General features: G+C 44.0%; 31 protein-coding genes. 29 read left to right on the forward strand and 2 right to left on the reverse strand.

Annotated elements, in window-relative coordinates:
- The first annotated feature begins 624 nt into the window (after window positions 1-624).
- The 3 genes from ACM0OY_RS09720 (at window position 625) to ACM0OY_RS09730 (ending at window position 4,468) form a co-directional block, all read left to right on the forward strand.
- A complete protein-coding gene (locus tag ACM0OY_RS09720; RefSeq protein ID WP_414568659.1) occupies window positions 625-2,841 on the forward strand; it encodes a cation:proton antiporter in 2,217 nt (738 codons plus the stop codon).
- Window positions 2,838-3,347 carry a hypothetical protein gene (locus ACM0OY_RS09725; RefSeq protein ID WP_414568660.1) on the forward strand — a complete coding sequence of 170 codons (510 nt, stop codon included), beginning with the start codon at window positions 2,838-2,840 and terminating at the stop codon, window positions 3,345-3,347. The genes ACM0OY_RS09720 and ACM0OY_RS09725 overlap by 4 nt, the downstream gene beginning before the upstream one ends.
- Window positions 3,348-3,607: 260 nt before the next feature.
- Entirely contained in the window at window positions 3,608-4,468 is an 861-nt protein-coding gene (locus ACM0OY_RS09730; RefSeq protein ID WP_414568661.1) for an AMIN domain-containing protein, read from the forward strand.
- A 99-nt stretch (window positions 4,469-4,567) separates the two neighbouring features.
- On the opposite strand, the gene ACM0OY_RS09735 is transcribed toward ACM0OY_RS09730, so the two are convergent.
- A complete protein-coding gene (locus tag ACM0OY_RS09735) occupies window positions 4,568-5,107 on the reverse strand; it encodes a DUF3172 domain-containing protein (RefSeq protein WP_414568662.1) in 540 nt (179 codons plus the stop codon).
- 352 nt (window positions 5,108-5,459) lie between these two features.
- Here ACM0OY_RS09735 and ACM0OY_RS09740 point away from each other — a divergent pair, with 352 nt between their 5' ends.
- Both ACM0OY_RS09740 and ACM0OY_RS09745 read left to right on the forward strand, forming a co-directional pair.
- A complete protein-coding gene (locus ACM0OY_RS09740) occupies window positions 5,460-6,287 on the forward strand; it encodes an ABC transporter permease (RefSeq protein ID WP_414568663.1) in 828 nt (275 codons plus the stop codon).
- A gap of 77 nt (window positions 6,288-6,364) precedes the next feature.
- Window positions 6,365-6,862: an N-acetyltransferase family protein gene (locus ACM0OY_RS09745; protein ID WP_414568664.1), complete on the forward strand. Its 498-nt coding sequence runs from the start codon at window positions 6,365-6,367 to the stop codon at window positions 6,860-6,862.
- 63 nt (window positions 6,863-6,925) lie between these two features.
- On the opposite strand, the gene ACM0OY_RS09750 is transcribed toward ACM0OY_RS09745, so the two are convergent.
- Entirely contained in the window at window positions 6,926-7,402 is a 477-nt protein-coding gene (locus ACM0OY_RS09750; RefSeq protein WP_414568665.1) for an NAD(P)H-quinone oxidoreductase subunit N, read from the reverse strand.
- 984 nt (window positions 7,403-8,386) lie between these two features.
- Between ACM0OY_RS09750 and rplC the strand changes: the two genes are divergently transcribed.
- The 24 genes from rplC to rpsK all read left to right on the forward strand — a co-directional run bounded on the left by rplC (window position 8,387) and on the right by rpsK (window position 21,485).
- Window positions 8,387-9,022 (forward strand): 50S ribosomal protein L3, encoded by a 636-nt coding sequence (rplC, locus tag ACM0OY_RS09755; protein ID WP_414568666.1) that lies wholly within the window; start codon window positions 8,387-8,389, stop codon window positions 9,020-9,022.
- An 88-nt stretch (window positions 9,023-9,110) separates the two neighbouring features.
- Complete coding sequence (gene rplD / locus ACM0OY_RS09760) at window positions 9,111-9,743, forward strand: 50S ribosomal protein L4 (RefSeq protein WP_414568667.1); 633 nt, start codon at window positions 9,111-9,113, stop codon at window positions 9,741-9,743.
- On the forward strand, window positions 9,736-10,050 hold the full coding sequence (locus ACM0OY_RS09765) for a 50S ribosomal protein L23 (RefSeq protein WP_414568668.1): 315 nt from the start codon (window positions 9,736-9,738) through the stop codon (window positions 10,048-10,050). Before rplD ends, ACM0OY_RS09765 begins: the two co-directional genes overlap by 8 nt.
- A 189-nt stretch (window positions 10,051-10,239) precedes the next feature.
- On the forward strand, window positions 10,240-11,103 hold the full coding sequence (gene rplB / locus ACM0OY_RS09770) for a 50S ribosomal protein L2 (protein ID WP_414568669.1): 864 nt from the start codon (window positions 10,240-10,242) through the stop codon (window positions 11,101-11,103).
- A 99-nt stretch (window positions 11,104-11,202) separates the two neighbouring features.
- On the forward strand, window positions 11,203-11,481 hold the full coding sequence (gene rpsS, locus ACM0OY_RS09775) for a 30S ribosomal protein S19 (RefSeq protein ID WP_073641947.1): 279 nt from the start codon (window positions 11,203-11,205) through the stop codon (window positions 11,479-11,481).
- A gap of 101 nt (window positions 11,482-11,582) precedes the next feature.
- Window positions 11,583-11,939, forward strand: coding sequence for a 50S ribosomal protein L22 (rplV, locus tag ACM0OY_RS09780; protein WP_414568706.1), 357 nt, complete (start codon window positions 11,583-11,585; stop codon window positions 11,937-11,939).
- A 31-nt stretch (window positions 11,940-11,970) separates the two neighbouring features.
- Window positions 11,971-12,750 (forward strand): 30S ribosomal protein S3, encoded by a 780-nt coding sequence (gene rpsC, locus ACM0OY_RS09785; protein ID WP_414568670.1) that lies wholly within the window; start codon window positions 11,971-11,973, stop codon window positions 12,748-12,750.
- Between the two features lie 88 nt (window positions 12,751-12,838).
- A complete protein-coding gene (gene rplP / locus ACM0OY_RS09790; protein WP_073641950.1) occupies window positions 12,839-13,264 on the forward strand; it encodes a 50S ribosomal protein L16 in 426 nt (141 codons plus the stop codon).
- A gap of 3 nt (window positions 13,265-13,267) precedes the next feature.
- Entirely contained in the window at window positions 13,268-13,495 is a 228-nt protein-coding gene (rpmC, locus tag ACM0OY_RS09795) for a 50S ribosomal protein L29 (RefSeq protein ID WP_414568671.1), read from the forward strand.
- A gap of 6 nt (window positions 13,496-13,501) precedes the next feature.
- Complete coding sequence (gene rpsQ, locus ACM0OY_RS09800) at window positions 13,502-13,750, forward strand: 30S ribosomal protein S17 (RefSeq protein ID WP_096536971.1); 249 nt, start codon at window positions 13,502-13,504, stop codon at window positions 13,748-13,750.
- Window positions 13,751-13,796: 46 nt separating this feature from the next.
- The gene (gene rplN, locus ACM0OY_RS09805; RefSeq protein ID WP_073641953.1) at window positions 13,797-14,165 is read left to right on the forward strand and encodes a 50S ribosomal protein L14; all 369 of its coding nucleotides are present in this window, start codon (window positions 13,797-13,799) and stop codon (window positions 14,163-14,165) included.
- Complete coding sequence (gene rplX / locus ACM0OY_RS09810) at window positions 14,165-14,518, forward strand: 50S ribosomal protein L24 (protein ID WP_414568672.1); 354 nt, start codon at window positions 14,165-14,167, stop codon at window positions 14,516-14,518. The genes rplN and rplX overlap by 1 nt, the downstream gene beginning before the upstream one ends.
- 113 nt (window positions 14,519-14,631) lie before the next feature.
- Window positions 14,632-15,180, forward strand: a complete 549-nt coding sequence (rplE, locus tag ACM0OY_RS09815; RefSeq protein WP_414568673.1) for a 50S ribosomal protein L5 — start codon at window positions 14,632-14,634, stop codon at window positions 15,178-15,180.
- A gap of 20 nt (window positions 15,181-15,200) precedes the next feature.
- Window positions 15,201-15,602, forward strand: coding sequence for a 30S ribosomal protein S8 (gene rpsH / locus ACM0OY_RS09820; protein ID WP_073641956.1), 402 nt, complete (start codon window positions 15,201-15,203; stop codon window positions 15,600-15,602).
- Between the two features lie 166 nt (window positions 15,603-15,768).
- The gene (gene rplF / locus ACM0OY_RS09825) at window positions 15,769-16,317 is read left to right on the forward strand and encodes a 50S ribosomal protein L6 (protein WP_414568674.1); all 549 of its coding nucleotides are present in this window, start codon (window positions 15,769-15,771) and stop codon (window positions 16,315-16,317) included.
- Window positions 16,318-16,319: 2 nt separating this feature from the next.
- The gene (gene rplR, locus ACM0OY_RS09830) at window positions 16,320-16,682 is read left to right on the forward strand and encodes a 50S ribosomal protein L18 (RefSeq protein WP_073641958.1); all 363 of its coding nucleotides are present in this window, start codon (window positions 16,320-16,322) and stop codon (window positions 16,680-16,682) included.
- A gap of 196 nt (window positions 16,683-16,878) precedes the next feature.
- Window positions 16,879-17,406: a 30S ribosomal protein S5 gene (gene rpsE / locus ACM0OY_RS09835; protein ID WP_414568675.1), complete on the forward strand. Its 528-nt coding sequence runs from the start codon at window positions 16,879-16,881 to the stop codon at window positions 17,404-17,406.
- A gap of 99 nt (window positions 17,407-17,505) precedes the next feature.
- Window positions 17,506-17,949 carry a 50S ribosomal protein L15 gene (gene rplO / locus ACM0OY_RS09840; RefSeq protein ID WP_414568676.1) on the forward strand — a complete coding sequence of 148 codons (444 nt, stop codon included), beginning with the start codon at window positions 17,506-17,508 and terminating at the stop codon, window positions 17,947-17,949.
- Window positions 17,950-18,023: 74 nt separating this feature from the next.
- Window positions 18,024-19,337, forward strand: coding sequence for a preprotein translocase subunit SecY (gene secY / locus ACM0OY_RS09845; protein WP_414568677.1), 1,314 nt, complete (start codon window positions 18,024-18,026; stop codon window positions 19,335-19,337).
- Window positions 19,337-19,888, forward strand: coding sequence for an adenylate kinase (locus tag ACM0OY_RS09850; RefSeq protein WP_414568678.1), 552 nt, complete (start codon window positions 19,337-19,339; stop codon window positions 19,886-19,888). Before secY ends, ACM0OY_RS09850 begins: the two co-directional genes overlap by 1 nt.
- 187 nt (window positions 19,889-20,075) lie before the next feature.
- Window positions 20,076-20,300 (forward strand): translation initiation factor IF-1, encoded by a 225-nt coding sequence (gene infA / locus ACM0OY_RS09855; RefSeq protein WP_006276978.1) that lies wholly within the window; start codon window positions 20,076-20,078, stop codon window positions 20,298-20,300.
- Between the two features lie 118 nt (window positions 20,301-20,418).
- Window positions 20,419-20,532 (forward strand): 50S ribosomal protein L36, encoded by a 114-nt coding sequence (gene rpmJ / locus ACM0OY_RS09860; RefSeq protein ID WP_015129703.1) that lies wholly within the window; start codon window positions 20,419-20,421, stop codon window positions 20,530-20,532.
- Between the two features lie 118 nt (window positions 20,533-20,650).
- A complete protein-coding gene (gene rpsM, locus ACM0OY_RS09865) occupies window positions 20,651-21,031 on the forward strand; it encodes a 30S ribosomal protein S13 (RefSeq protein WP_096536961.1) in 381 nt (126 codons plus the stop codon).
- Window positions 21,032-21,089: 58 nt separating this feature from the next.
- Complete coding sequence (gene rpsK / locus ACM0OY_RS09870) at window positions 21,090-21,485, forward strand: 30S ribosomal protein S11 (protein ID WP_010998331.1); 396 nt, start codon at window positions 21,090-21,092, stop codon at window positions 21,483-21,485.
- The last annotated feature ends 111 nt before the right edge of the window (window positions 21,486-21,596 follow it).

A 21,596-nucleotide genomic window follows, 5' to 3' on the forward strand; every position in this document is an offset into this window, starting at 1 on the left:
AAATCGCAGCTACACAAACAAAGTCCGCCTACGCGGACTCTAAGAATTTGAAACCCAGGATCGGTAGCTTTTGTCTGTATAGCCGCGAATTCCATTCGCCAGAGCAAACGTGTTTTTACAAAAGTGAGATGCTCCCGGATACAAGCCCCTAAATTTATTTATGGGGATCATTAATTTTGAATTTTGTTAGCGCAGCTAAGCCGTGTCCGCGAGCGTCATTTTGAATTTTGAATTCGGAGCGTTCGCTCAGGGTCAAGGCTTCGACTCCGCTCAGCCTTGGCTGTTGGCTATTGAGCGGAGGCAAAGATACTCCGCTTCCGGTGAAGAGTTATTATTATCTTCTTTGCCCCTCTGCCCTTGTGTACCTCATCTCCCACTAACAGCAACTGACATCACCAATAAGTACAAATTAATCTTCAGGATCTCTTCCAAATTTGACCTGATAATTCATAATTCCTAATTAAACGTACAAGCTTAGAAATTGATTTATACAGTTGTTAATGCCTGAATTTTGAAGTTTGAATTTCCAGTTTGTGTAGTCTCTCGCCAAGAGGAGGGGTTGACATTTTCCAGTATTTTAAACAATTATCTTAGGAAAACCAGATAGTTACTTTTGAGGAAACCATGCACATAGTTGTTCTCGTTCTGGTTGAGGTACTGATTGTTATTGGACTTTCACGGCTAGTAGGGCTAGGATTTCGTTCTATTAAGCAACCGCTGGTAATTGGTGAAATTGTCGCTGGGATTATGCTTGGGCCATCTTTATTTGGTTTAGTAGCTCCCCATGTAGCAGTTACCTTATTTCCACCAGAAACTATTCCTTTTCTAAATGTTTTGTCTCAGGTGGGACTAATATTTTTCATGTTTCTGATTGGACTAGAACTAAATCCAAAATACCTCAGTGGTCAGCTAGAAGTGGCAGTTTTAACTTCTCATGTCAGTATTTTGGTGCCTTTTTCCTTGGGAACGTTACTAGCGGTGGTGCTTTATCCTCTAGTTTCTAACGCTAGTGTTTCGTTTACTGCCTTCGCCTTATTTTTGGGCGCGGCGATGTCGATTACTGCTTTTCCAGTGTTGGCACGAATCATTACTGAGAATAATTTACAAGGAACCCGCTTAGGAACATTAGCCTTAACTTGTGCAGCGGTGGATGATGTCACAGCTTGGTGTTTATTAGCAGTAGCGATCGCTGTAGCTCGAACTGGCGATTTTGCTGGTGCAGTACCTACAATTATTGAGAGTATAGTCTACATCGGCTTCATGCTAACGCTGGGACGTTGGTTTCTAGAAGGTCTTGCCAAACATTACCGACGTGCGGGACGCCTCAGCCAATTAGTCTTAGCTGGGATTTATATGGGAGTGGTTGCATCTGCATTAATCACTGAACTGATTGGCATTCACTTAATTTTTGGGGCATTTTTACTGGGAGCAGCAATGCCCAAAAATGAAGATTTAGTGCGCGAATTGGCAGTAAAAACCGAAGATTTTGTCCTGATATTCTTGCTGCCAATATTTTTTGCCTACAGTGGTTTGCGGACACAGATTGGCTTGCTGAATCGTCCAGAATTATGGCTATTGTGTGCATTGGTTTTAGCAGTTGCGATCGCAGGTAAATATTTTGGTACTTATATAGCTGCTCGTGTGAGTGGGATTAATAAACGGGAAGCCTCGGCACTCGGTTGGTTAATGAATACTCGCGGCTTGACCGAGTTGATAGTGCTAAATATTGGTTTGGAGTTAGGAGTAATTTCCCCCTTAGTATTTACCATGCTGGTAATTATGGCGCTGGTAACTACATTTATGACCTCGCCACTGTTGGAATGGACATATCCGAAAAAGCTAATCAGATTAGATGTCGTAGAAACGGAGTCACAAGCAGAAGGCGAAATACATTTAGATACAGAAGATACAACTGCTCAACAAGGAACTTACACTCGTCCCTACCGGATTTTAGTACCAGTGGCTAATCCGAATTCCCAAAAAGGTTTAGTACAGTTAGCAGTAGCAATCGCTCTTAACTATCGACAATCGGCTGTTGTCCATCCCCTCAGCTTAATTGAATTTGAAGAAGACTATGCCTTTGAGAGTACCCCAGTTGAAGCAGACCGATTAATCGGCCAGCGCCGCCAGCAGTTAGAAGAATTAATTAATACTCTCGAACCTCCAGAAACACGCTCTTACGTGCATCCCATCGTCCGTACATCCAGCAATGTTGCACGGGAAACAGCCCAGATTGCCGCCCTAGACCAAGTTGATTTAATTCTCGTGGGATGGCATCGCCCAGCTTTTAGTAGTAACCGCTTGGGGGGAAGAGTCGGTCAAATTCTCAGCACTGCACCAGTGGATGTAGCAGTATTTGTAGATCGGGGAAGCGACCGATTAGAAAGCTTGTTAGTGCCTTATTCTGCAAATATCCACGATGATTTAGCATTAATACTTGCTTTGAGATTGCTAATCAATCGTGAAACTTGTATGTTGCAGGTTTTACACGTTTTACCAGAAAATCGCCTCAAGGATGAATTGAGTTACGAACTGGATACGATGATGGAGCAATTACCAGGTAGTGTACGCGATCGTATAGAAATCAAAGTTGTCCAAGCTCCAGATCCCATCCAAGCCGTAGTCGAAGCCTCGAAAAATGTAGATCTGACAATTGCTGGCACCAGTCGCACTTGGGGTATTGAGCGTCAAACCTTAGGAAGATATACAGACCAATTAGCTATCCAATGCCGTTCTTCCCTGCTGATTACCCGTCGCTACAGTCAAGTCACTGCTCATCTGGCTTCCGTGCTTCCTGAAGTTAGTACCCAAGAGCCAACAACTCAGGAATTGAGATTATGAATCATTTCAACTTCAAATCCTTAGCTTTTTACGGAGTAGCTATCAGTTCAGTGCTAGTGCTGTTTAAAACCGTAACTGTTTATGGAGAAAACAATCTCAAAGCTCCTCCTTTAGTTAGCGATCGCTATCGTCTAACACTAGCTGAAAATTTGCCTAACTGTGAAAAATCAGACACCCTGAGATTAAACATTGAGCAGTCAGGTATTTACTTAAATGCTTCTGTATTACCAACAAACGCTAACGCCGATCTTGACGAAGAGCATTCTCTCATGGGCATCTTGAAAAATCAACAGTTAAATTTATCTGGGAAAATAAACAGATCGAGCCTTTGCAATATCCCTCACTCCCAGAAAGATCCTCTCAACTCAGTCACAATTCAAATGCAACTAGTCGAGAGAGGTAATATACCAGGGCAATTAACTCTCAATGGCATTCCACAAACTCTAAAATTTACTGCTGTGCCAGAAAAAGTTCAGGAAAAATCTCAGAAGTCCAACACCCATTAAAAGGGATGGGGCAATGGGAGGTGTGGGAAGGGTGAGAAGCTTTTTTATAATTTCCCTCACTCCTCGGTCTGTCCACACTCCCCACTCTCTATTCACTTTTTCATACGTTATGGTCTACGCAGTTCATTATAGGTACTTAGAACATAAGTAAGTGTATATCTTTATAGTGGGATCTGAGTAATAAAAAGTTAAAAGTATAATTTAATTCTTAGCTTATACTAGAAATTCCTCAGAACTCAATATCAAAGGCATAATTAAAAATGGCTCAGAGATTAAAGACCTGGTATTGTCACTGGAACAAACAGCTACTTAGCTTCAGTGTATTCGGTTTTTATGCAACGATCGCCCTTGAAACTTCCAGCATTGCTGTTACACCAGTGGCAAAACTAGATAATTGGCGTTTTTCCCCAAAAACACAGCAACTCGAAATCATTCTCTCAACAGCCACAACTCCTCGTTATTTCTACCTTGCCCAACCACCTCGCTTGGTTGTGGATTTACCCAATACTAAGTTAGGTTCTGTTACCACCCAGCAAAATTATTCTGGAGTCATCAAAAGTATTCGTGTTTCTCAGCTCAATGAAAACGCCACACGCATTGTTCTAGATTTAGCACCAGGAACTGTTTTAAATCCCAACCAGGTAAAACTGCAACCAGTTTCTCGAAAAAACCCCACTCGCTGGGTATTACGTCCTGTGATTTCTGGTAAAAGTACTGCCGTAAAACCAGCAAATTCAGCATCTTCACCCAAAAAATCACCTCAAAAACCGCCTACTAAGCCACTCGTAACTACTACTAACTTACAACCGCCTACTAACCTACCCGTACTTACTCCTAACTCACAAGCGCCCTTACTTACAATTGAGCCTCTATCGACTCAGCTGCCCTCAACAACAACTACTAACTCAAGTCAACCTTTTGTAACTGTACCTCCTCTAACACCCAATGCACCCCCTCAACAACCCAGTTTTATTCTTCCCCCTCCTTCTTTCCCAAATCAACCCGGTAAATTGAACAGCATTCCTACTTTCGGTATGTCTGAATTTCCAGTGCCAACAGCTCCCAATGTTTCCAACCCTCAAATTATTGAGTTTGGTCAACCCCTTCCTAAAAGTAAGTAGGGAATGGGGAGTAGGAAAGATGGGGAGCTTCAAGTGCACAGGAAAAGTTGCAGCAGGCTTTCGCCTCTCTGTGCCTCTTGCTAATGCCCCATTCCCAATCTAAAATCTATCCGTTTCCTGGGGTGTTCCAACTGCTCCTGGTTGAGCTGTAAAGAAGTTTTGAGCAGCTTCATTCTGATATATGCATCTAATATCAGGGTTATCGCTGTCCAAATTACCTGTAAAGCCAAAGGTGTTTAAGCGATTCTTGCAATCTCTTACCTGATCGGATGTTACCAGCCGACGCTGTTCTAAAAGTGCCCAGTTATTTTGTCGGATCACGCATCCGGGACGCATACTTGGCTGAGAAACATAGACATTGAAGGGATTGAGAGTCACGAACAGTCTAGCGTCCATCACCATAGCACTGGCTCCATACTGCACACAGATCTCAGGGTTCGGTGCTTTGGTGTCAATGAATTCACGGGAAGCCACATTTGATGGCGCCAACGTGGTTGTAGAACTAAAAGCAATGCCAATCCCAATTCCCAAAATTAACACCCCCCCCATAATTGCAATAGTGAAGAGGTTAAACATCGGGGATTGGAAATTAGAGGGTTTAGAAGTAGTAGCCGATCTACCAGTCGATTTACGTCTCATTGTTGCTTAATCACCTTCACGCCAATTGAGCAGGGGTAGTCTAAATTTTTCTACCTCTTTCAGTATGCCTAGTTTTAAGTGTAATTGTGTGGGAGTTTCTGGCAATTCTCTTCTTGAATGACAAAAATAGTAAATTATTTAACTGTCTGAATATAATTTTAACGTTAGTTGCTGATGCTTTCCATTTGCATTAACTATCTAGTCATTTTATCTATTTTTTGATTAATAAATTTTTATTAGCGATTTTCATTGGAAACTTTTGCTCACACAGATTTTTTTTACCCCTAGTATTTGATGTATCAAACAATGTAAATTAACCTTGAATACAATTTCAATACCTAACTTAAAGCAAGTGAAATTTCAAAGAGCACTACTATCGGTCAAGAGCTTCAAAACTTCACAATTTCAAATTCTCCTAGCTGATAGTCTAACTATTTTTTGGGGAGATTGGCTAGATTTACGTGCAAGAGTTGTGCAAGTTGCTGCATCAGGGTTAATATCTCCACTGATATATATTTTAGCTTTTGGCTTAGGTTTGGGTAGTTCCATCAAACCAGGCTCAGCAATTAGTGGTAACTATGACAACTATTTAGAATTTATATTACCAGGGATGGTGGCGCTGTCGTCAATGACCATTAGCTTTGGTGGAACGACATTTTCCATTTGTGGAGACAGATTATTTAGCAAAACTTTCGAGGAATTGTTGTTAACTCCCATACAACCATTAGCGTTGCACATTGGCAAAATGTTGGCCGGAGTACTGCGGGGGTTGATGACATCCGGTTCGGTGATTTTAGTAGCACTACTGTTGACCGGAAACTGGAATTTTCTTAATCCGCTATTTCTACTTCTAGTTGTACTGAATTGTGCTGTATTTGCCGGGTTAGGGGTGATTGTGGGGTTGAGTGTGCGATCGCTCGAATCAGTTGGACTCTACAACAACTTTATAATTATCCCTATGTCTTTTTTAGGAGCGACCTTCTTTGACCCTGGGACATTACCAGCAGCCCTGAAAGTTATAGTTTACCTGTTGCCACTAACCTATGCCAGCATCGGACTACGTGCAGCTGCTCATTTGCCCTTGTCCCAGTTTCCTTGGTACAGCATACCGATTTTGTTAGTAGTGGCGATCGCTCTTTCTCTCTGGGGTGGTTATAAATTTGCTCACCAACAGGATTAGAAACTTTAGATAGATTGAGAAAATGTAGATACACCAAGAGGATTTCCAATCTCAAATCTAAAATCCAAAATAGTATTATGCTGATTCGCCCTGCTTCCCCAACTGACGTACCCGCAGTTTTACCAATGGTTGCCAAAATTTGTGCTTTGCACGAGTCTTGGGATTCCGCCAAGTATGGTTTTCTAGCCCATCCAGAACAGCGCTATGAAAAATGGTTAACGCGGTTGGCAAATAGCGATGGCTTTGCCGACGCTTCCAGCGTACGCAGTGTATTTTTGGTATCTGAAAACCAAGGACAACTAGTAGGGTTTTTAGTGGCGACAATTGAGCAAGAAATCCCAATTTATCGTTTACAAGAATTTACTTTTATTCATGATATTTGGGTTGAGCCAGAATATCGCAAAAACGGAATTGCGCGACAAATGGTAATGCAGACTGTTGAACGCTTTTCTCAAATGGGTGTTAAGCAAATTAGGTTAGATATAGCAAATGCAAACGAAACTTCCCGGCGGTTGTTTGCATCTTGCGGTTTTCGGATTAGTACTATCGAAATGTTAATTGAATTTAGTCATTAGTCATTGGTCATTGGTCATTAGGAAAAGACAAATGACAATGGATAAATGACTAATGACAAAGGATTAACTAGCTAACAGAGTCTTTTCTAGAGAAGTCCAACGGAAAGCGCGATCGCCACCCCTCTCGATGACTACTTTCACTCGTGGTTCTAGCTTAGGCAAATTCGCTAAATATTCAATTTCCTGATCGGAAAGAATATTTCCTTCAATAATCCACAAGACTAGCCCTTTTGACTTTGGTGGTAGCTGTTCTAAATGAGTACTCAGAAGTGGTGGCGCATAGTATACAAAACCTACCGCTGCACCGCTACCGGTACTTTTTTTGCCCAGATGAGGAGGCCTAACTCCATGAACTCTTGTGAGATAGGCGGCTACGTCGCCCAGTCCCCTAGCAGTAATGTGCAGCGTAGTATAGCCAGCCGCACGAAGTCGGCGCTGATACCGACCTTCATAACCTCCTTCCAGAGGTACATACAATCCAAGAGCGCCAAATTTTTCCAGATCCCGGATTAAAGCGTTGCCAGTGGTAATTAGTGCCATAGATTTTCGTCTTATCCCACCTTAGATATCTCTATTATTTACCGTCAAACGATAGATAGAGCATTTTTTTGGGAATTGGGAGGTGTGGGAGGGGTGAGAAGGATGGCATTGGTGTCAAGTCAAAGCCTCAAAGGATGCTTTTTTCTAATCTCTCCCCACTCTCCCGGTCGCTGAGCGAACGCGAGTGCGTCTCGCAGAGAAGCCGAACCGCATCTCCCCACTCCCAAAAAAATTACTGGACAATCATAAATAAATGATTTATATTATTAGATTGTGACCAAACGTGCAAATTAGCTTGCCTACCAATGTCATTCTGAAAAAGTTTTACCATCAAAGGCTGATAAGTCAAATCAAAGATGATAACTTAACTTAGATTGTTCATAGGCTGGTAAACTAAGAAAGCTTTTGGGTTAACATTGGAGCTTGTTAAGGAAGAAGCAAAGCCAATCCTCAGCTTCAGACTAAATTGACTCCTGTGCCTCTCAAAAAAGGCAAAATCTTAAACTGATTGTTTAAGGTGTTTAGGAAACTAAAAACTGAGCTAGCATCGCTTCTCAGTAGTGGATACTGGGTGGTAAAAGCCACCTAAGTCCAGCTGCAACAAGGCAGTCGCCAACCTCAGGAAGCCGTCCTTTGGGCAGATACAAATCGAAAACCCAGCGGCAACGCTGCCTGCAAAAAGTGCCACAGCAATTGCTTGGACAAAAGCATTGCTGCACACAGCTTTAAGCTGTAGCGCATTGCATTGATTCCAGAAGTTACTCCTTCCCAAGGGGAAGAGACTTGTGGCTGTTCTGGCGGTCTAGTGAGTGAAGCTAAACAGATTCGCCAAGCAGTACGGACACGGTTTGTTGTGTCCCAAAGTATTTGGAGGGGTTAAAACCATTCCAAATTTCCCAGGCTGTAGCCTAAACTGACGCGTACAAAGCGTGTCCTCTAGAGTCGGATTCCAAGGTCAGCAAGTAGAAAGGAGAACCAGTTACTGTGTCTGTAGGTATTCTCGGCACCAAGCTGGGCATGACCCAAATATTTGACGAGGCAGGAGTAGCCATTCCTGTTACCGTTATCCAAGCAGGGCCATGCACTGTTACACAAGTTAAAACAAGACAAACCGATGGTTACGCCGCCATTCAAGTTGGTTATGGTGAAGTTAAACCAAAGGCACTCAACAGACCATTGTTGGGTCATTTAGCTAAATCATCTGCTCCAGCATTGCGTCATTTAAATGAGTATCACACCGATAGCTCTGGTGATTATGCTTTAGGTCAACAGATTAAAGCAGATATTTTTAGTACGGGTCAAATTGTAGATGTAATCGGTACAAGTATCGGTCGCGGCTTTGCGGGTAACCAGAAGCGCAACAACTTTGGTCGGGGGCCGATGTCACATGGTTCTAAAAACCATAGAGCGCCTGGTTCCATTGGTGCTGGTACTACACCCGGGCGTGTCTATCCAGGTAAGCGGATGGCAGGACGTTTAGGCGGTAGCCGCGTCACAATTCGCAAGCTGACTGTAGTGCGAGTAGACTCAGAACGCAACTTATTGCTAATTAAAGGAGCCATTCCTGGTAAACCAGGCGCTCTAGTAAGTGTTGTACCTGCAAAGAAAGTTGGTAAGTAGTCACTAGGCAATAGTCAACGGTCAACATTTGGACTAATGACTAATGACTAATGACTAATGACTAATGACTAATGACTAAGGACTAAAAATGGTTGAAAGTGTAGTTAAAAATTGGCAAGGAGAACAAGTCGGCCAGACCAGCTTTGAGTTGCGAGTTGCCAAAGAAGAAACGGCGTCTCATGTTGTACACCGCGCTTTAGTACGGCAATTGAACAACGCTCGTCAAGGAACTGCCAGTACAAAAACTCGTTCAGAAGTTAGAGGTGGCGGACGCAAACCTTGGCGACAAAAAGGTACTGGTCGCGCTCGTGCCGGCTCGATTCGTTCACCACTATGGCGTGGTGGTGGTGTGATCTTTGGGCCCAAGCCCAGAGATTTTAACCTGAGTATGAACCGCAAAGAGCGGCGTTTAGCACTGCGGACAGCATTCGTCGGTCGGATTGACGATTTGATTGTGGTCGAAGAATTTAGCGAACAGCTATCACGTCCAAAAACCAAAGATTTAGTAGCAGCATTGGCTCGTTGGGGAGCAGCACCAGAAAATAAGACATTATTAATATTGTCTGAGTTTCCGGAAAACGTTCATTTGTCAGCTCGCAACATCGAAAACTTAAAAGTAATTGCAGCCGACCAGTTAAATGTTTACGACTTACTGCACGCTGACAAGATTGTGCTTACAACATCAGCCCTAGAAAAAATTCAGGAGGTCTACAGTGCCTAGCTTTGACCCCCGCGATCTTGCTGACTTAGTGCGTCGCCCAATTGTTACCGAGAAAGCGACGATCCTAATGGAGCAGAATAAATACACCTTTGAAGTAATTCCAAAAGCGTCTAAGCCAGAAATCAAGGCCGCGATCGAAGACTTATTTCAAGTCAAGGTAGTAAAAGTCAATACCGCAGTACCACCACGTAAAAAACGGCGTGTTGGGAAATTTGTCGGTTATAAGCCCCTATATAAGCGAGCTATTGTTACCGTCGCACCTGGGGATGTAGAGAAGATTAGACAAGTTTTATTCCCAGATGTCTAGGAATTTTAGATTTTAGATTTTAGATTGAGGATTTTACTGAAAAAGCACCATTTATGGTCGTAATTAGTTAAATACTCAATTAAATCCAAAATTCAAAATTCAGTAAATCCAAAATCCGTCTTGGAAAGTTCAGCTCGGCGCAAACCGCCGCTCAGACTTTCCGCAAAATCTCAAAATCCAAAATAGATTATGGGTACTCGTTCTTATCGCCCTTATACCCCCAGCACTCGCCAAGTTACGATTTCTGACTTTTCAGAAATCACCAAAACTGAGCCAGAGAAATCTCTAACTAAATCCGTACACCGTCCCAAAGGTCGGAATAATCAAGGCCGGATTACCAGTCGTCGTCGGGGTGGTGGACACAAACGGCTTTACCGCATCATCGATTTTAAAAGGGATAAACGTAATATTCCTGCTCAAGTCGTAGCGATCGAATACGATCCTAACCGCAACGCCAGAATTGCTCTGTTGCATTACGAAGATGGCGAAAAACGCTATATTATCCAACCAAACGGCTTGAAAGTTGGCACAACAGTTATTGCTGGGACTGAAGCTCCCTTTGAAGATGGTAATGCCCTACCGCTATCGAATATTCCCTTGGGTACTAGTGTTCACAACGTAGAACTGACTCCTGGCAAAGGTGGTCAAATTGTGCGTGCGGCTGGTGCTAGCGCTCAAGTGGTAGCAAAAGAAGGTAATTATGTAACTCTCAAGTTGCCTTCAGGAGAAGTTCGGTTGATTCGGCGCGAGTGCTACGCCACCATTGGGCAAGTAGGCAACACCGATGCAAGAAACCTGAGTGCAGGTAAAGCAGGACGAAATCGCTGGAAAGGTCGTCGTCCTAAAGTCAGAGGTAGCGTCATGAACCCAGTGGATCACCCACATGGTGGTGGTGAAGGTAGGGCGCCTATCGGTAGATCTGGGCCTGTAACACCTTGGGGTAAACCGACTTTGGGTGCCAAGACACGCAATCCTAAGAAACTCAGCAGCAAATATATTGTGCGTCGTCGCCGTAAGTCTTCTAAACGCGGTCGCGGTGGTCGTGAATCTTAAAGAGTTAGAAGTTAAGAGTTATGAGTTGAGAGTAAAATCTCACTCCTAACTCCTAACTCCTAAATTCTAATTCCAAAATCCAAAATCCAAAATTGAACTATGGGTCGTTCTTTAAAAAAAGGTCCTTTCGTTGCGGATCATCTCCTTAAAAAAATTGAAAAGCTCAACGACAATAACAGAAAAGAAGTTATTAAAACTTGGTCACGAGCTTCGACAATTTTGCCTCTAATGGTTGGTCATACCATAGCTGTTCATAACGGACGCCAACACGTTCCAGTATTTGTAAACGAACAAATGGTAGGACATAAGTTGGGCGAATTTGCCCCAACACGCACCTACAGGGGTCATGGCAAAAGTGACAAAAAATCAGGTAGGTAGTCATTAGTCATTGGTCATTAGTCATTGGTCATTAGTTCTCGATAAAGGACAAAGGACAAATGACAAATGACAAAAGACAAATGACAAAAATGGAGAAAATTATGGCTACTGATACTACTGAAGTGAAAGCGATCGCCCGTTTTATACGCATTTCTCCCTTGAAAGTGCGTCGTGTACTCGATCAAATCCGGGGGCGATCATATCGAGAAGCGCTAATCATCCTGGAATTCATGCCCTATCGCGCCACTGAACCCATATTGAAGGTTCTCAGAAGCGCTGCTGCGAACGCCGAACATAACGCTGGTTTAGATCGGACTCAACTAATAATTACTCAGGCTTATGCGGATCAAGGACCTGTCCTGAAACGATTCCAACCAAGGGCACAAGGTCGAGCTTACCAAATTCGGAAGCCGACATGTCATATTACTGTCGCTGTTGGACCCGCCCCAGAAAAATAAGCTAAAGTCAGAAATTTTAGAGGAAGCATTCGTGGGACAGAAAATTCATCCAGTCGGTTTTCGCCTGGGTATTACACAAGAACATCAATCCCGTTGGTTTGCAGTTCCGGAACGCTATCCAGAACTTTTACAAGAAGACCACAAACTCCGTACATACATAGAACAAAAGCTCGGTAGACTCGCTCAAAACAACGCCGGAATTTCCGAAGTCCGGATTGAGCGCAAGGCCGACCAAATTGACCTAGAAGTACGTACAGCTAGACCAGGAGTAGTAGTAGGCCGCGGTGGACAAGGCATAGAATCCTTGCGTACTGGACTCCAAGGACTATTGGGTAGTAATCGCCAGATTCGCATTAATGTAGTTGAAGTGCAACGAGTTGATGCTGATGCCTACCTGATTGCTGAATACATTGCTCAACAATTGGAGCGTCGTGTTTCCTTTCGGCGGGTAGTGCGACAAGCAATTCAGCGTGCCCAACGCGCTGGTGTCCAAGGCATTAAAATTCAAGTCAGCGGCCGGCTCAACGGTGCAGAAATTGCCCGGACAGAGTGGACTCGTGAAGGTAGAGTTCCTCTACATACCTTACGGGCTGACATTGACTACTCTTATTGCACGGCAAAAACTATTTACGGCATTTTGGGCATCAAAGTATGGGTGTTTAAGGGAGAAATTATCCCTGGACAAGAAGAAACTGCACCACCACCCGCAGCTCGGGAACGCGATCGCGGCGATCGCGATCGGGAACCCCGTCGCCGTCAACAACAACAACGCCGCCGTCAACAATTTGAAGACCGCTCAAATGAAGGATAAATCGTCATTAGTCATTAGTCATTAGTCATTAGTAAATGACAGATGACAAATGACCAATTGACAAATGACAAATGACAAGTGACAAACCATGTTAAGTCCTAGAAGAACTAAATTCCGCAAACAACAGCGCGGACGGATGGAGGGACTAGCCAGCCGTGGTAGTACCCTCAACTTCGGTGATTTCGCACTCCAAGCTCAAGAACCTGCTTGGATTACCTCCCGGCAAATAGAAGCTTCTCGTCGAGCAATGACTCGTTATATTCGCCGGGGTGGACAAATCTGGATTCGGATTTTCCCTGATAAACCTGTAACCATGCGTCCTGCGGAAACCCGGATGGGTTCTGGTAAAGGTTCGCCAGAGTTTTGGGTAGCTGTAGTCAAGCCAGGGCGAATTATGTTTGAAATCGCTGGCGTTTCAGAAGAAATCGCCCGTGAAGCTATGCGCTTGGCTTCATTTAAGCTGCCAATAAAAACCAAATTTATTGTGCGCTCTCAACCACAGGAGCAGGAGTAGGTTATGCCTCTTCCCAAAATTTCACAAGCAAGAGAATTAAGTGACGATAAACTTTCTGAGGAAATTCTTGCTGTTAAAAGACAACTATTTCAGTTGCGCTTGCAAAAAGCTACAAGACAGCTAGATAAGCCCCACCAGTTCCGACATGCTAAGCACCGCCTAGCCCAATTGCTGACGGTCGAGGGAGAACGCAAACGGGCAGCAAATCAAACGCCGCAAGCAGAAGAATAGGAGATTATGGCAGTCAAAGAACGAGTTGGCTTGGTAGTGAGCGACAAAATGCAAAAAACGGTAGTAGTCGCCGTAGAAAACCGCGCTCCTCATCCCAAGTACGGCAAGATTGTAGTCAACACCCAGCGCTATAAAGTTCACGACGAAGAGAATCAGTGTAAAGTGGGCGATCGCGTCCGGATTCAGGAAACTAGACCCCTGAGTAAAACCAAACGCTGGAAAATCACAGAAATCCTGAACGTCAAACCTACTTAAACTTCATAGTTGTTAGTTTTCTAACAACATTACAAGGAAGAAAATCGTGATTCAACCCCAGACTTACTTAAATGTCGCAGATAATAGCGGTGCCCGAAAACTGATGTGCATCCGCGTATTGGGCGGAGGTAACCGCCGTTATGGTTTTATTGGCGATAAGATTATTGCTGTTGTTAAAGATGCTACACCCAATATGGCTGTAAAAAAGTCTGATGTTGTGGAAGCAGTAATTGTCCGTACTCGTAAAGCCGTAAATCGTGATAGCGGTATGAGTATTCGCTTTGACGATAACGCGGCTGTAATTATTAACAAAGACGGTAATCCCAGAGGCACACGGGTTTTTGGCCCAGTTGCTCGGGAACTCCGCGATAAAAACTTTACCAAAATTGTTTCTCTGGCTCCGGAGGTGCTGTAATGGCAGCCAAACAGGGTACGCCCAAAGTATTCCACAAAATGCACATCAAAACTGGCGACACCGTACAAGTAATTGCTGGTAAAGACAAAGGAAAAGTTGGTGAAATTATTCAAGCACTTCCCCAACTGAGTAAAGTTGTCGTCAAAGGTGTCAACATTAAAACTAAGCACGTCAAACCCCAGCAAGAAGGAGAATCAGGGCGGATTGTCACCCAAGAATTCCCCATTCATAGCTCCAACGTCATGCTTTATTCCACCAAGCAAAACGTTGCCAGTCGTGTTTGTTACACTTTTACGCCAGAAGGCAAAAAAGTTAGAAAGCTCAAGAAAACTGGTGAGATTCTTGATAAATAACAAGAATTAGCCAACTTGAGATTTTAGATTTTAAATTTCATCCCAAATCCAAAATCTAAAATCCAAAATTAAAGGTTCCCTGACCAAGCCCAGGGATATCAGGACAAAAAACTATGCCGACAACAAGACTCAAAACTTTATATCAAGAGACAATCGTCCCTAAGCTGACCCAGCAGTTTCAATTTACCAATATTCATCAAGTACCGAAGTTGGTAAAAATTACTGTTAACCGAGGTTTGGGCGAAGCAGCTCAAAATGCAAAGGCTCTCGAAGCTTCTATCAACGAAATTGCCTTAATCACTGGTCAAAAACCAGTAGTGACGCGGGCGAAAAAAGCGATCGCTGGCTTTAAAATTCGTCAAGGGATGCCTGTGGGTATTATGGTAACCCTTCGAGCCGAGAGAATGTATGCCTTTCTCGACCGACTTGTTAGCCTGTCACTACCTAGAATTAGAGATTTTCGTGGCGTCAGCCCTAAAAGCTTTGACGGACGCGGAAACTATACTCTGGGTGTTAGAGAACAGCTAATTTTTCCAGAAGTTGAGTACGACAGTATCGATCAAGTGCGTGGTTTAGATATTTCCATCATTACCACAGCGAAAAACGACGAAGAGGGTCGCGCCTTACTTAAAGAATTAGGAATGCCCTTTCGCGATCAATAAGTTCATCTATAGAGGGAACGATGGCGGCTAACGACACAATTGCAGATATGCTGACGCGCATCCGCAATGCCAACCTGGCGCGGCATCAAACTACACAAGTGCCAGCTACAAGAATGACCCGTAGTATTGCCAAAGTGCTGCGGGAGGAAGGTTTTATTGGTGAATTTGAAGAAGCAGGAGATGAAGTAAAACGCAATCTGGTGATTTCCTTGAAATACAAGGGTAAAAATCGCCAGCCTCTGATCACCGCCCTCAAGCGAGTCAGTAAGCCTGGTTTGCGTGTTTACTCCAATAGAAAAGAATTACCAAGGGTACTAGGCGGTATTGGCATCGCCATTATTTCCACATCCAGTGGTATTATGACTGACCGCGAAGCGCGGCGTCAGAATTTGGGTGGCGAAGTACTTTGCTACGTTTGGTAGTCATTTGTCATTAGTCATTGGTCATTAGTCATTGAGTTATTAGTCATTAGTCATTAGCAAAGGACAAAAGACAAAGAACAAAGGACAAAGGACGTAGACGCCCAGAGGGCGGCTTCCCGAAGGGTAGGACAAAGGACAAATAACAGATAACAAAGGACAAAAAGTCATGTCTCGTATTGGTAAACGTCCAATTACTATTCCCGCCAAAGTACAAGTGGCGATCGATGGTACTAAGGTTGTGGTGAAAGGGCCCAAAGGAGAACTTTCTCGCAATTTACCCGCTAACGTTATCGTCTCCCAAGAGGGAGAAATATTACAAGTAACTCGTCGAGACGAGACTCGTACTTCGAGGCAATTGCACGGCTTGAGCCGTACTTTAGTTGCCAACATGGTTGAGGGAGTCTCCCAAGGTTTTCAACGCCGTTTGGAAATTCAAGGTGTTGGTTACCGCGCACAAGTTCAAGGACGTAACCTAGTTTTGAACATGGGTTACAGCCATCAGGTGCAAATTGAACCACCAGAAGGAATTCAGTTTGCAGTAGAAGGTACCACTAACGTCATCGTCAGTGGCTACGACAAAGAAATTGTCGGCAATACAGCAGCTAAAATTCGTGCCGTTCGTCCACCAGAACCTTACAAGGGCAAAGGTATTCGCTATGCCGGTGAAGTGGTAAGACGTAAAGCTGGTAAGACTGGTAAGAGTGGTAAGAAGTAAAAATGAAACTTACTCGTAGAGAATCAAAACAGCGTCGCCATCGACGCGTTCGTGGCAAAGTAATTGGCTCTCCAGAACGCCCGCGTTTAGCAATATTTCGTTCTAATGAGCATATTTATGCCCAGGTAATTGATGATACACAGCATCACACCATAGTCGCAGCATCAACTGTAGAACCAGATTTGAAATCGAGTTTAGCTTCAGGCGCTAACCGCGACGCATCAGTCCAAGTTGGTAAGTTGATAGCAGTGCGATCGCTAGAAAAAGGGATCACCAAAGTAGTCTTCGATCGTGGCGGGAACCTATATCATGGTCGTGTCAAAGCACTAGCTGATGCAGCACGCGAAGCTGGTTTAGATTTCTAAAGTCATTGGTCATTAGTCATTGGTCATTAGTTATTGGTCATTAGTCATTGGTCATTCGTCATTAGTCATTAGTCATTTGCAAAAGACAAATGACAAAGGACAACTGACAAATGACAAAGGACAACTGACAAACGACAAAAGACAAATGACAAAAGACAAATGACAACTGACAAATGACATTAAGAGAACATTGATTATGGCAACAGAGCGTAAAAGTAGAACCAAGCGTGCCAAAAAAGAAGAAACCACTTGGCAAGAGCGGGTTATTCAGATCCGACGCGTGAGTAAGGTTGTTAAAGGAGGTAAAAAACTTAGCTTCCGAGCGATCGTCGTCGTTGGTAACGAACGTGGTCAAGTTGGTGTCGGAGTAGGCAAAGCTTCAGATGTAATTGGAGCAGTCAAAAAAGGTGTAGCTGACGGCAAAAAACACCTCATTGATATCCCAATCACCAAATCCAACTCCATCCCACATCCCATTGATGGTGTTGGTGGTGGTGCAAAAGTGATTATGCGTCCAGCCGCACCTGGTACTGGTGTAATTGCTGGTGGCGCCGTGCGTACAGTATTGGAACTGGCAGGAGTTCGCAACGTCCTAGCTAAACAACTTGGCTCCAACAATCCACTCAACAATGCTAGAGCCGCAGTCAACGCTTTGTCTACACTGCGTACTCTTTCTGAAGTTGCCGAAGATCGCGGTATTGCTATTGAAAATCTCTACATCTAATTAGTCATTAGTCATTAGTCATTGGTCATTAGTGAATAACAACGACAAATGACAAAAGACAAATGACATAATACCAAGGACAAATGACATTTTTAGCTTATGAGACTCAACGATGTTAAGCCGCAAAAAGGCTCAAAGAAACGCAAGAAGCGTGTAGGTAGGGGTATTTCTGCCGGTCAAGGTGCCAGTGCTGGTCTAGGTATGCGGGGCCAAAAATCTCGCTCTGGTAGCGGTACTAGACCAGGTTTTGAAGGTGGTCAACAGCCATTGTACCGCCGCTTACCAAAACTCAAGGGCTTTCCGATTGTGAATCGGAAGAATTACACTACGATTAATGTAGAGAAGCTAGCCTCTCTTCCCGCTAATACAGAAGTAACTTTGACCTCCTTGGAAGCAGCAGGTATTATTACTGGTGCTAAAGGCCCATTGAAAATTTTGGGTAACGGGGAATTGAGCGTTCCGCTCAAGGTACAAGCGGCAGCTTTCACAGGTACAGCTCGGAGCAAAATTGAGGCAGCTGGTGGGAGTTGTGAAGTCTTATGAGTGAGCCGGAATAGGGCACTTAGATGCAAGCCAACTCGCAGCCAGCGCCTGGTTCACAATAAAGGTAGCACTCTATGATCAGTCGAGACAAATCCCCAACGGCTCAAGAAACTTTTATGCAGATGGCACAAGCAGCCGGGCTGAGAGGTAGGCTGCTTGTCACTGTTGGTATTTTAATTTTGGTTCGCTTAGGCATCTTCTTGCCCGTGCCAGGAATTGATAGAGATAGGTTTGCCGCAGCTATCTCAGGAAATAATGCCATATTTGGTTTGTTGGATATATTTTCGGGGCGAGGACTTTCGACTTTGGGAGTCTTTGCTTTAGGAATTTTGCCCTTCATTAATGCGTCCATTATCATCCAATTGCTCACCGCTGCGATTCCATCTTTAGAAAATTTACAGAAAAATGAAGGGGAAGCGGGTCGGCGAAAAATATCCCAAATTACCCGCTATGTATCCTTGGGGTGGGCAATTATTCAAAGTACAGCTTTTTCGGCATTATTTTTGCAGCAGTTTGCCTTAAACCCAGGACCACTGTTTGTAGCTGAAACTGCGATCGCCCTAACTGCTGGTTCCATGTTCGTCATGTGGGCATCAGAACTAATTACAGAACGTGGAATCGGAAATGGTGCATCATTGTTGATTTTTGTCAACATTGTCGCGTCGTTACCTAAAGCTTTAGGCGATACCATCGATTTGGTGCAAGTAGGCGGTCGGGAAACAGTAGGCCGCGTAATCGTGCTAATCTTAGTTTTCCTGGCAACAATTGTTGGTATTGTGGTTGTGCAGGAAGGAATGCGTCGCATCCCAATTATTTCAGCTCGTCGCCAAGTAGGTCGGCGAGTTTTGGCAGAGCAGCGTAGTTTCCTACCTTTGCGCCTCAATCAAGGCGGTGTGATGCCAATTATTTTTGCTGCTGCAATCCTCAGTTTGCCACTGTTAATCGCCAATTTCACTAAAAATGCAGAATTGGCCAATATAGTTAACACTTATCTGAGTCCCAGCGGTTCTGGTTCTTGGCTTTATGCCCTAGTCTACATGATTTCCATCGTTTTCTTCAGCTACTTCTATTCTTCGTTGATTCTCAACCCAGTAGATGTGGCGCAAAACTTGAAGAAAATGGGTTCTAGTATTCCTGGTATTCGCCCTGGCAAGGCAACTAGCGAGTATATCGAACGGGTGTCGAACCGACTCACTTTTTTGGGTGCTATCTTTTTGGGCTTAGTTGCTATTATCCCAACCGGCGTGGAAAGTGCTTTAGGAGTACCCACATTTAAGGGATTGGGTGCTACCTCTTTGTTAATTTTAGTTGGTGTGGCGATAGATACGGCAAGACAAATCCAAACTTACGTTATCTCTCAGCGCTATGAAGGAATGGTGAAACAATAGTGACGCGACTAATCTTCTTGGGACCGCCTGGAGCTGGTAAAGGAACACAAGCTAAGACATTAGCTGACCATCAGCATGTTCCCCATGTTTCTACGGGTGATATATTGCGCCAAGCATTGGAAAAGCAAACCCGTTTGGGCATTAAAGCTCAAAGTTATATGGATAAAGGGGAACTAGTCCCAGACATTCTAGTACAGGAAATGGTACAGGAACGGCTGAGTCAGTTAGATGCCAAGCATGGTTGGATTCTCGATGGTTTTCCTCGGACTGTCAAGCAAGCAGTTTTTCTTGAGGAATTACTCGAACAACTAGACCAGTCTGGAGAAAGAGTTGTCAGCCTAGAAGTCCCAGATGAGGTAGTAGTAGTGCGTTTACTTGCACGAGGACGAAAAGATGATAACGAAGAAGTGATTCGTCGTCGTTTAGAAGTTTACCGTGCTGAAACTGCACCTTTAATAGATTATTACCGCGATCGCCAAAAACTCCTAACGGTCAATGGCAATCAGTCCCAAGAAGAAGTCACTGATGAACTCCAAAAGATAATCGCTTGAAAAACAGAGGGAGTAGAGAGTACGACAATTCAGCACTCCCCACTCCCCACTCTCCATAGAATCAAGAAATTGAACAATTTTAGCTAAAATATATTAAGAAAGTGTTGATATATTTCTCAAAGTGTGTTCTCTTGCAGATGAAGTGCTGCAAACGAATAGGAGATTGTTGAGTTGAGGAAAAAACAAATTGTCTAAGCAAGATTTGATTGAAATGGAAGGCACGGTTACAGAGTCTTTGCCCAATGCGATGTTTCGCGTTGACTTGGACAATGGGTTTAACGTGCTAGCACACATTTCTGGCAAGATTCGCCGTAATTATATCAAGATTTTGCCTGGCGATCGCGTCAAGGTAGAGCTAACTCCCTACGACTTGACTAAAGGCAGAATTACCTACCGACTGAGAAAGAAGTAAATCTATGTAGAGAATTTTACCATAAAATCATCTTTTTGACTGTTTCCTAGTCAAATTAGCTGAATAATTTCCCAAGAAATGTTATAATTTAATATTTGGAGTCAAAAGTAAAAAAGGCATGAAAGTTAGAGCCTCAGTCAAGAAAATCTGTGAAAAGTGTAATGTGATCAAACGTCGTGGTCGCGTTATGGTGATTTGCGTCAACCCCAAACACAAGCAACGTCAAGGATAAGGCTCTGAATCAAGACAGTGGTGTTGTAAGACGCATAATCTGTATTAAAACGAAAAGACGCGATTTATCACGTTTTTCTAACTACTAGTAATTGCGAGAACAATAGGGAGAGTTCATTGTGGCACGTATTGCCGGAGTAGACCTTCCACGCGATAAGCGCGTCGAGATTGGTCTGACTTACATTTACGGAATAGGTTTATCGCGATCGCAAGAAATTCTAGCGACAACAGGTGTGAACCCAGACACCCGCGTTAAAGAGTTGAGTGACGGCGATGTAGCCAAACTGCGAGCAGAAATAGAAACCAACTATGAAGTTGAAGGTGACTTACGGCGCTGGGAGTCAATGAACATCAAGCGCTTAGTTGACATTGGCACTTATAGAGGGCGTCGTCACCGTATGGGCTTGCCAGTCAGAGGCCAGAGAACCCGCACCAACGCTAGAACCCGTCGAGGCAGAAGGCAGACGGTGGCTGGTAAGAAGAAAGCACCAGGGAAATAAATAATTTGACAATGCTTGCCAAACAGAGCAAGTTTTACCTTAAATCAACACAACAAGTATGGCGAGACAACCAACTAAAAAATCTGGGAGCAAAAAGCAGAAGCGGAACGTCCCCAATGGGATGGCTTACATCCAGTCTACTTTCAACAATAGCATTGTCACCATTACCGATCAAAATGGAGATGTTATCTCCTGGGCTAGTGCTGGTTCTAGCGGCTTTAAGGGAGCAAAAAAGGGAACTCCCTTTGCAGCGCAAACCGCAGCCGAAAGTGCAGCCCGTCGAGCCATCGATCAAGGAATGCGCCAAATTGAAGTAATGGTCAGTGGTCCAGGAGCAGGTAGAGAAACAGCTATCCGCGCACTTCAAGGCGCAGGGCTGGAAATTACACTGATTCGGGATATTACCCCCATTCCTCACAATGGTTGCCGTCCACCCAAGCGCCGTCGAGTTTAATCATCAAGACTTGGGCGGTGAGGACGAGAAGTTGCAGCCAAAGTCAAGTCAAGTCACTTGCAATGACCGCTTGGGCGTCTAGTGTCGAAACTGCATTAAATCAAGGCTGAA

This window comes from Nostoc sp. CCY 9925 (genome assembly GCF_963920935.1).
Lineage (GTDB): Bacteria > Cyanobacteriota > Cyanobacteriia > Cyanobacteriales > Nostocaceae > Nostoc.

Excerpts from the sequence above, each read along its gene's own strand:
- rpsK (WP_010998331.1), top strand. The coding sequence starts at position 21,090 with ATGGCGAGACAACCAACTAAAAAATCTGGGAGCAAAAAGCAGAAGCGG.
- rplV (WP_414568706.1), top strand. The coding sequence starts at position 11,583 with ATGGCTACTGATACTACTGAAGTGAAAGCGATCGCCCGTTTTATACGC.
- rplE (WP_414568673.1), top strand. The coding sequence starts at position 14,632 with ATGCCGACAACAAGACTCAAAACTTTATATCAAGAGACAATCGTCCCT.
- ACM0OY_RS09735 (WP_414568662.1), bottom strand. The coding sequence starts at position 5,107 with ATGAGACGTAAATCGACTGGTAGATCGGCTACTACTTCTAAACCCTCT.
- rplF (WP_414568674.1), top strand. The coding sequence starts at position 15,769 with ATGTCTCGTATTGGTAAACGTCCAATTACTATTCCCGCCAAAGTACAA.
- rpmC (WP_414568671.1), top strand. The coding sequence starts at position 13,268 with ATGCCTCTTCCCAAAATTTCACAAGCAAGAGAATTAAGTGACGATAAA.
- rplX (WP_414568672.1), top strand. The coding sequence starts at position 14,165 with ATGGCAGCCAAACAGGGTACGCCCAAAGTATTCCACAAAATGCACATC.
- ACM0OY_RS09745 (WP_414568664.1), top strand. The coding sequence starts at position 6,365 with ATGCTGATTCGCCCTGCTTCCCCAACTGACGTACCCGCAGTTTTACCA.
- rpsS (WP_073641947.1), top strand. The coding sequence starts at position 11,203 with ATGGGTCGTTCTTTAAAAAAAGGTCCTTTCGTTGCGGATCATCTCCTT.
- rplO (WP_414568676.1), top strand. The coding sequence starts at position 17,506 with ATGAGACTCAACGATGTTAAGCCGCAAAAAGGCTCAAAGAAACGCAAG.
- ACM0OY_RS09720 (WP_414568659.1), top strand. The coding sequence starts at position 625 with ATGCACATAGTTGTTCTCGTTCTGGTTGAGGTACTGATTGTTATTGGA.
- rplR (WP_073641958.1), top strand. The coding sequence starts at position 16,320 with ATGAAACTTACTCGTAGAGAATCAAAACAGCGTCGCCATCGACGCGTT.
- ACM0OY_RS09730 (WP_414568661.1), top strand. The coding sequence starts at position 3,608 with ATGGCTCAGAGATTAAAGACCTGGTATTGTCACTGGAACAAACAGCTA.
- rpsH (WP_073641956.1), top strand. The coding sequence starts at position 15,201 with ATGGCGGCTAACGACACAATTGCAGATATGCTGACGCGCATCCGCAAT.
- rplP (WP_073641950.1), top strand. The coding sequence starts at position 12,839 with ATGTTAAGTCCTAGAAGAACTAAATTCCGCAAACAACAGCGCGGACGG.
- ACM0OY_RS09725 (WP_414568660.1), top strand. The coding sequence starts at position 2,838 with ATGAATCATTTCAACTTCAAATCCTTAGCTTTTTACGGAGTAGCTATC.
- rpmJ (WP_015129703.1), top strand. The coding sequence starts at position 20,419 with ATGAAAGTTAGAGCCTCAGTCAAGAAAATCTGTGAAAAGTGTAATGTG.
- rplD (WP_414568667.1), top strand. The coding sequence starts at position 9,111 with ATGGTTGAAAGTGTAGTTAAAAATTGGCAAGGAGAACAAGTCGGCCAG.
- ACM0OY_RS09750 (WP_414568665.1), bottom strand. The coding sequence starts at position 7,402 with ATGGCACTAATTACCACTGGCAACGCTTTAATCCGGGATCTGGAAAAA.
- secY (WP_414568677.1), top strand. The coding sequence starts at position 18,024 with ATGATCAGTCGAGACAAATCCCCAACGGCTCAAGAAACTTTTATGCAG.
- rpsQ (WP_096536971.1), top strand. The coding sequence starts at position 13,502 with ATGGCAGTCAAAGAACGAGTTGGCTTGGTAGTGAGCGACAAAATGCAA.
- rpsE (WP_414568675.1), top strand. The coding sequence starts at position 16,879 with ATGGCAACAGAGCGTAAAAGTAGAACCAAGCGTGCCAAAAAAGAAGAA.
- rplB (WP_414568669.1), top strand. The coding sequence starts at position 10,240 with ATGGGTACTCGTTCTTATCGCCCTTATACCCCCAGCACTCGCCAAGTT.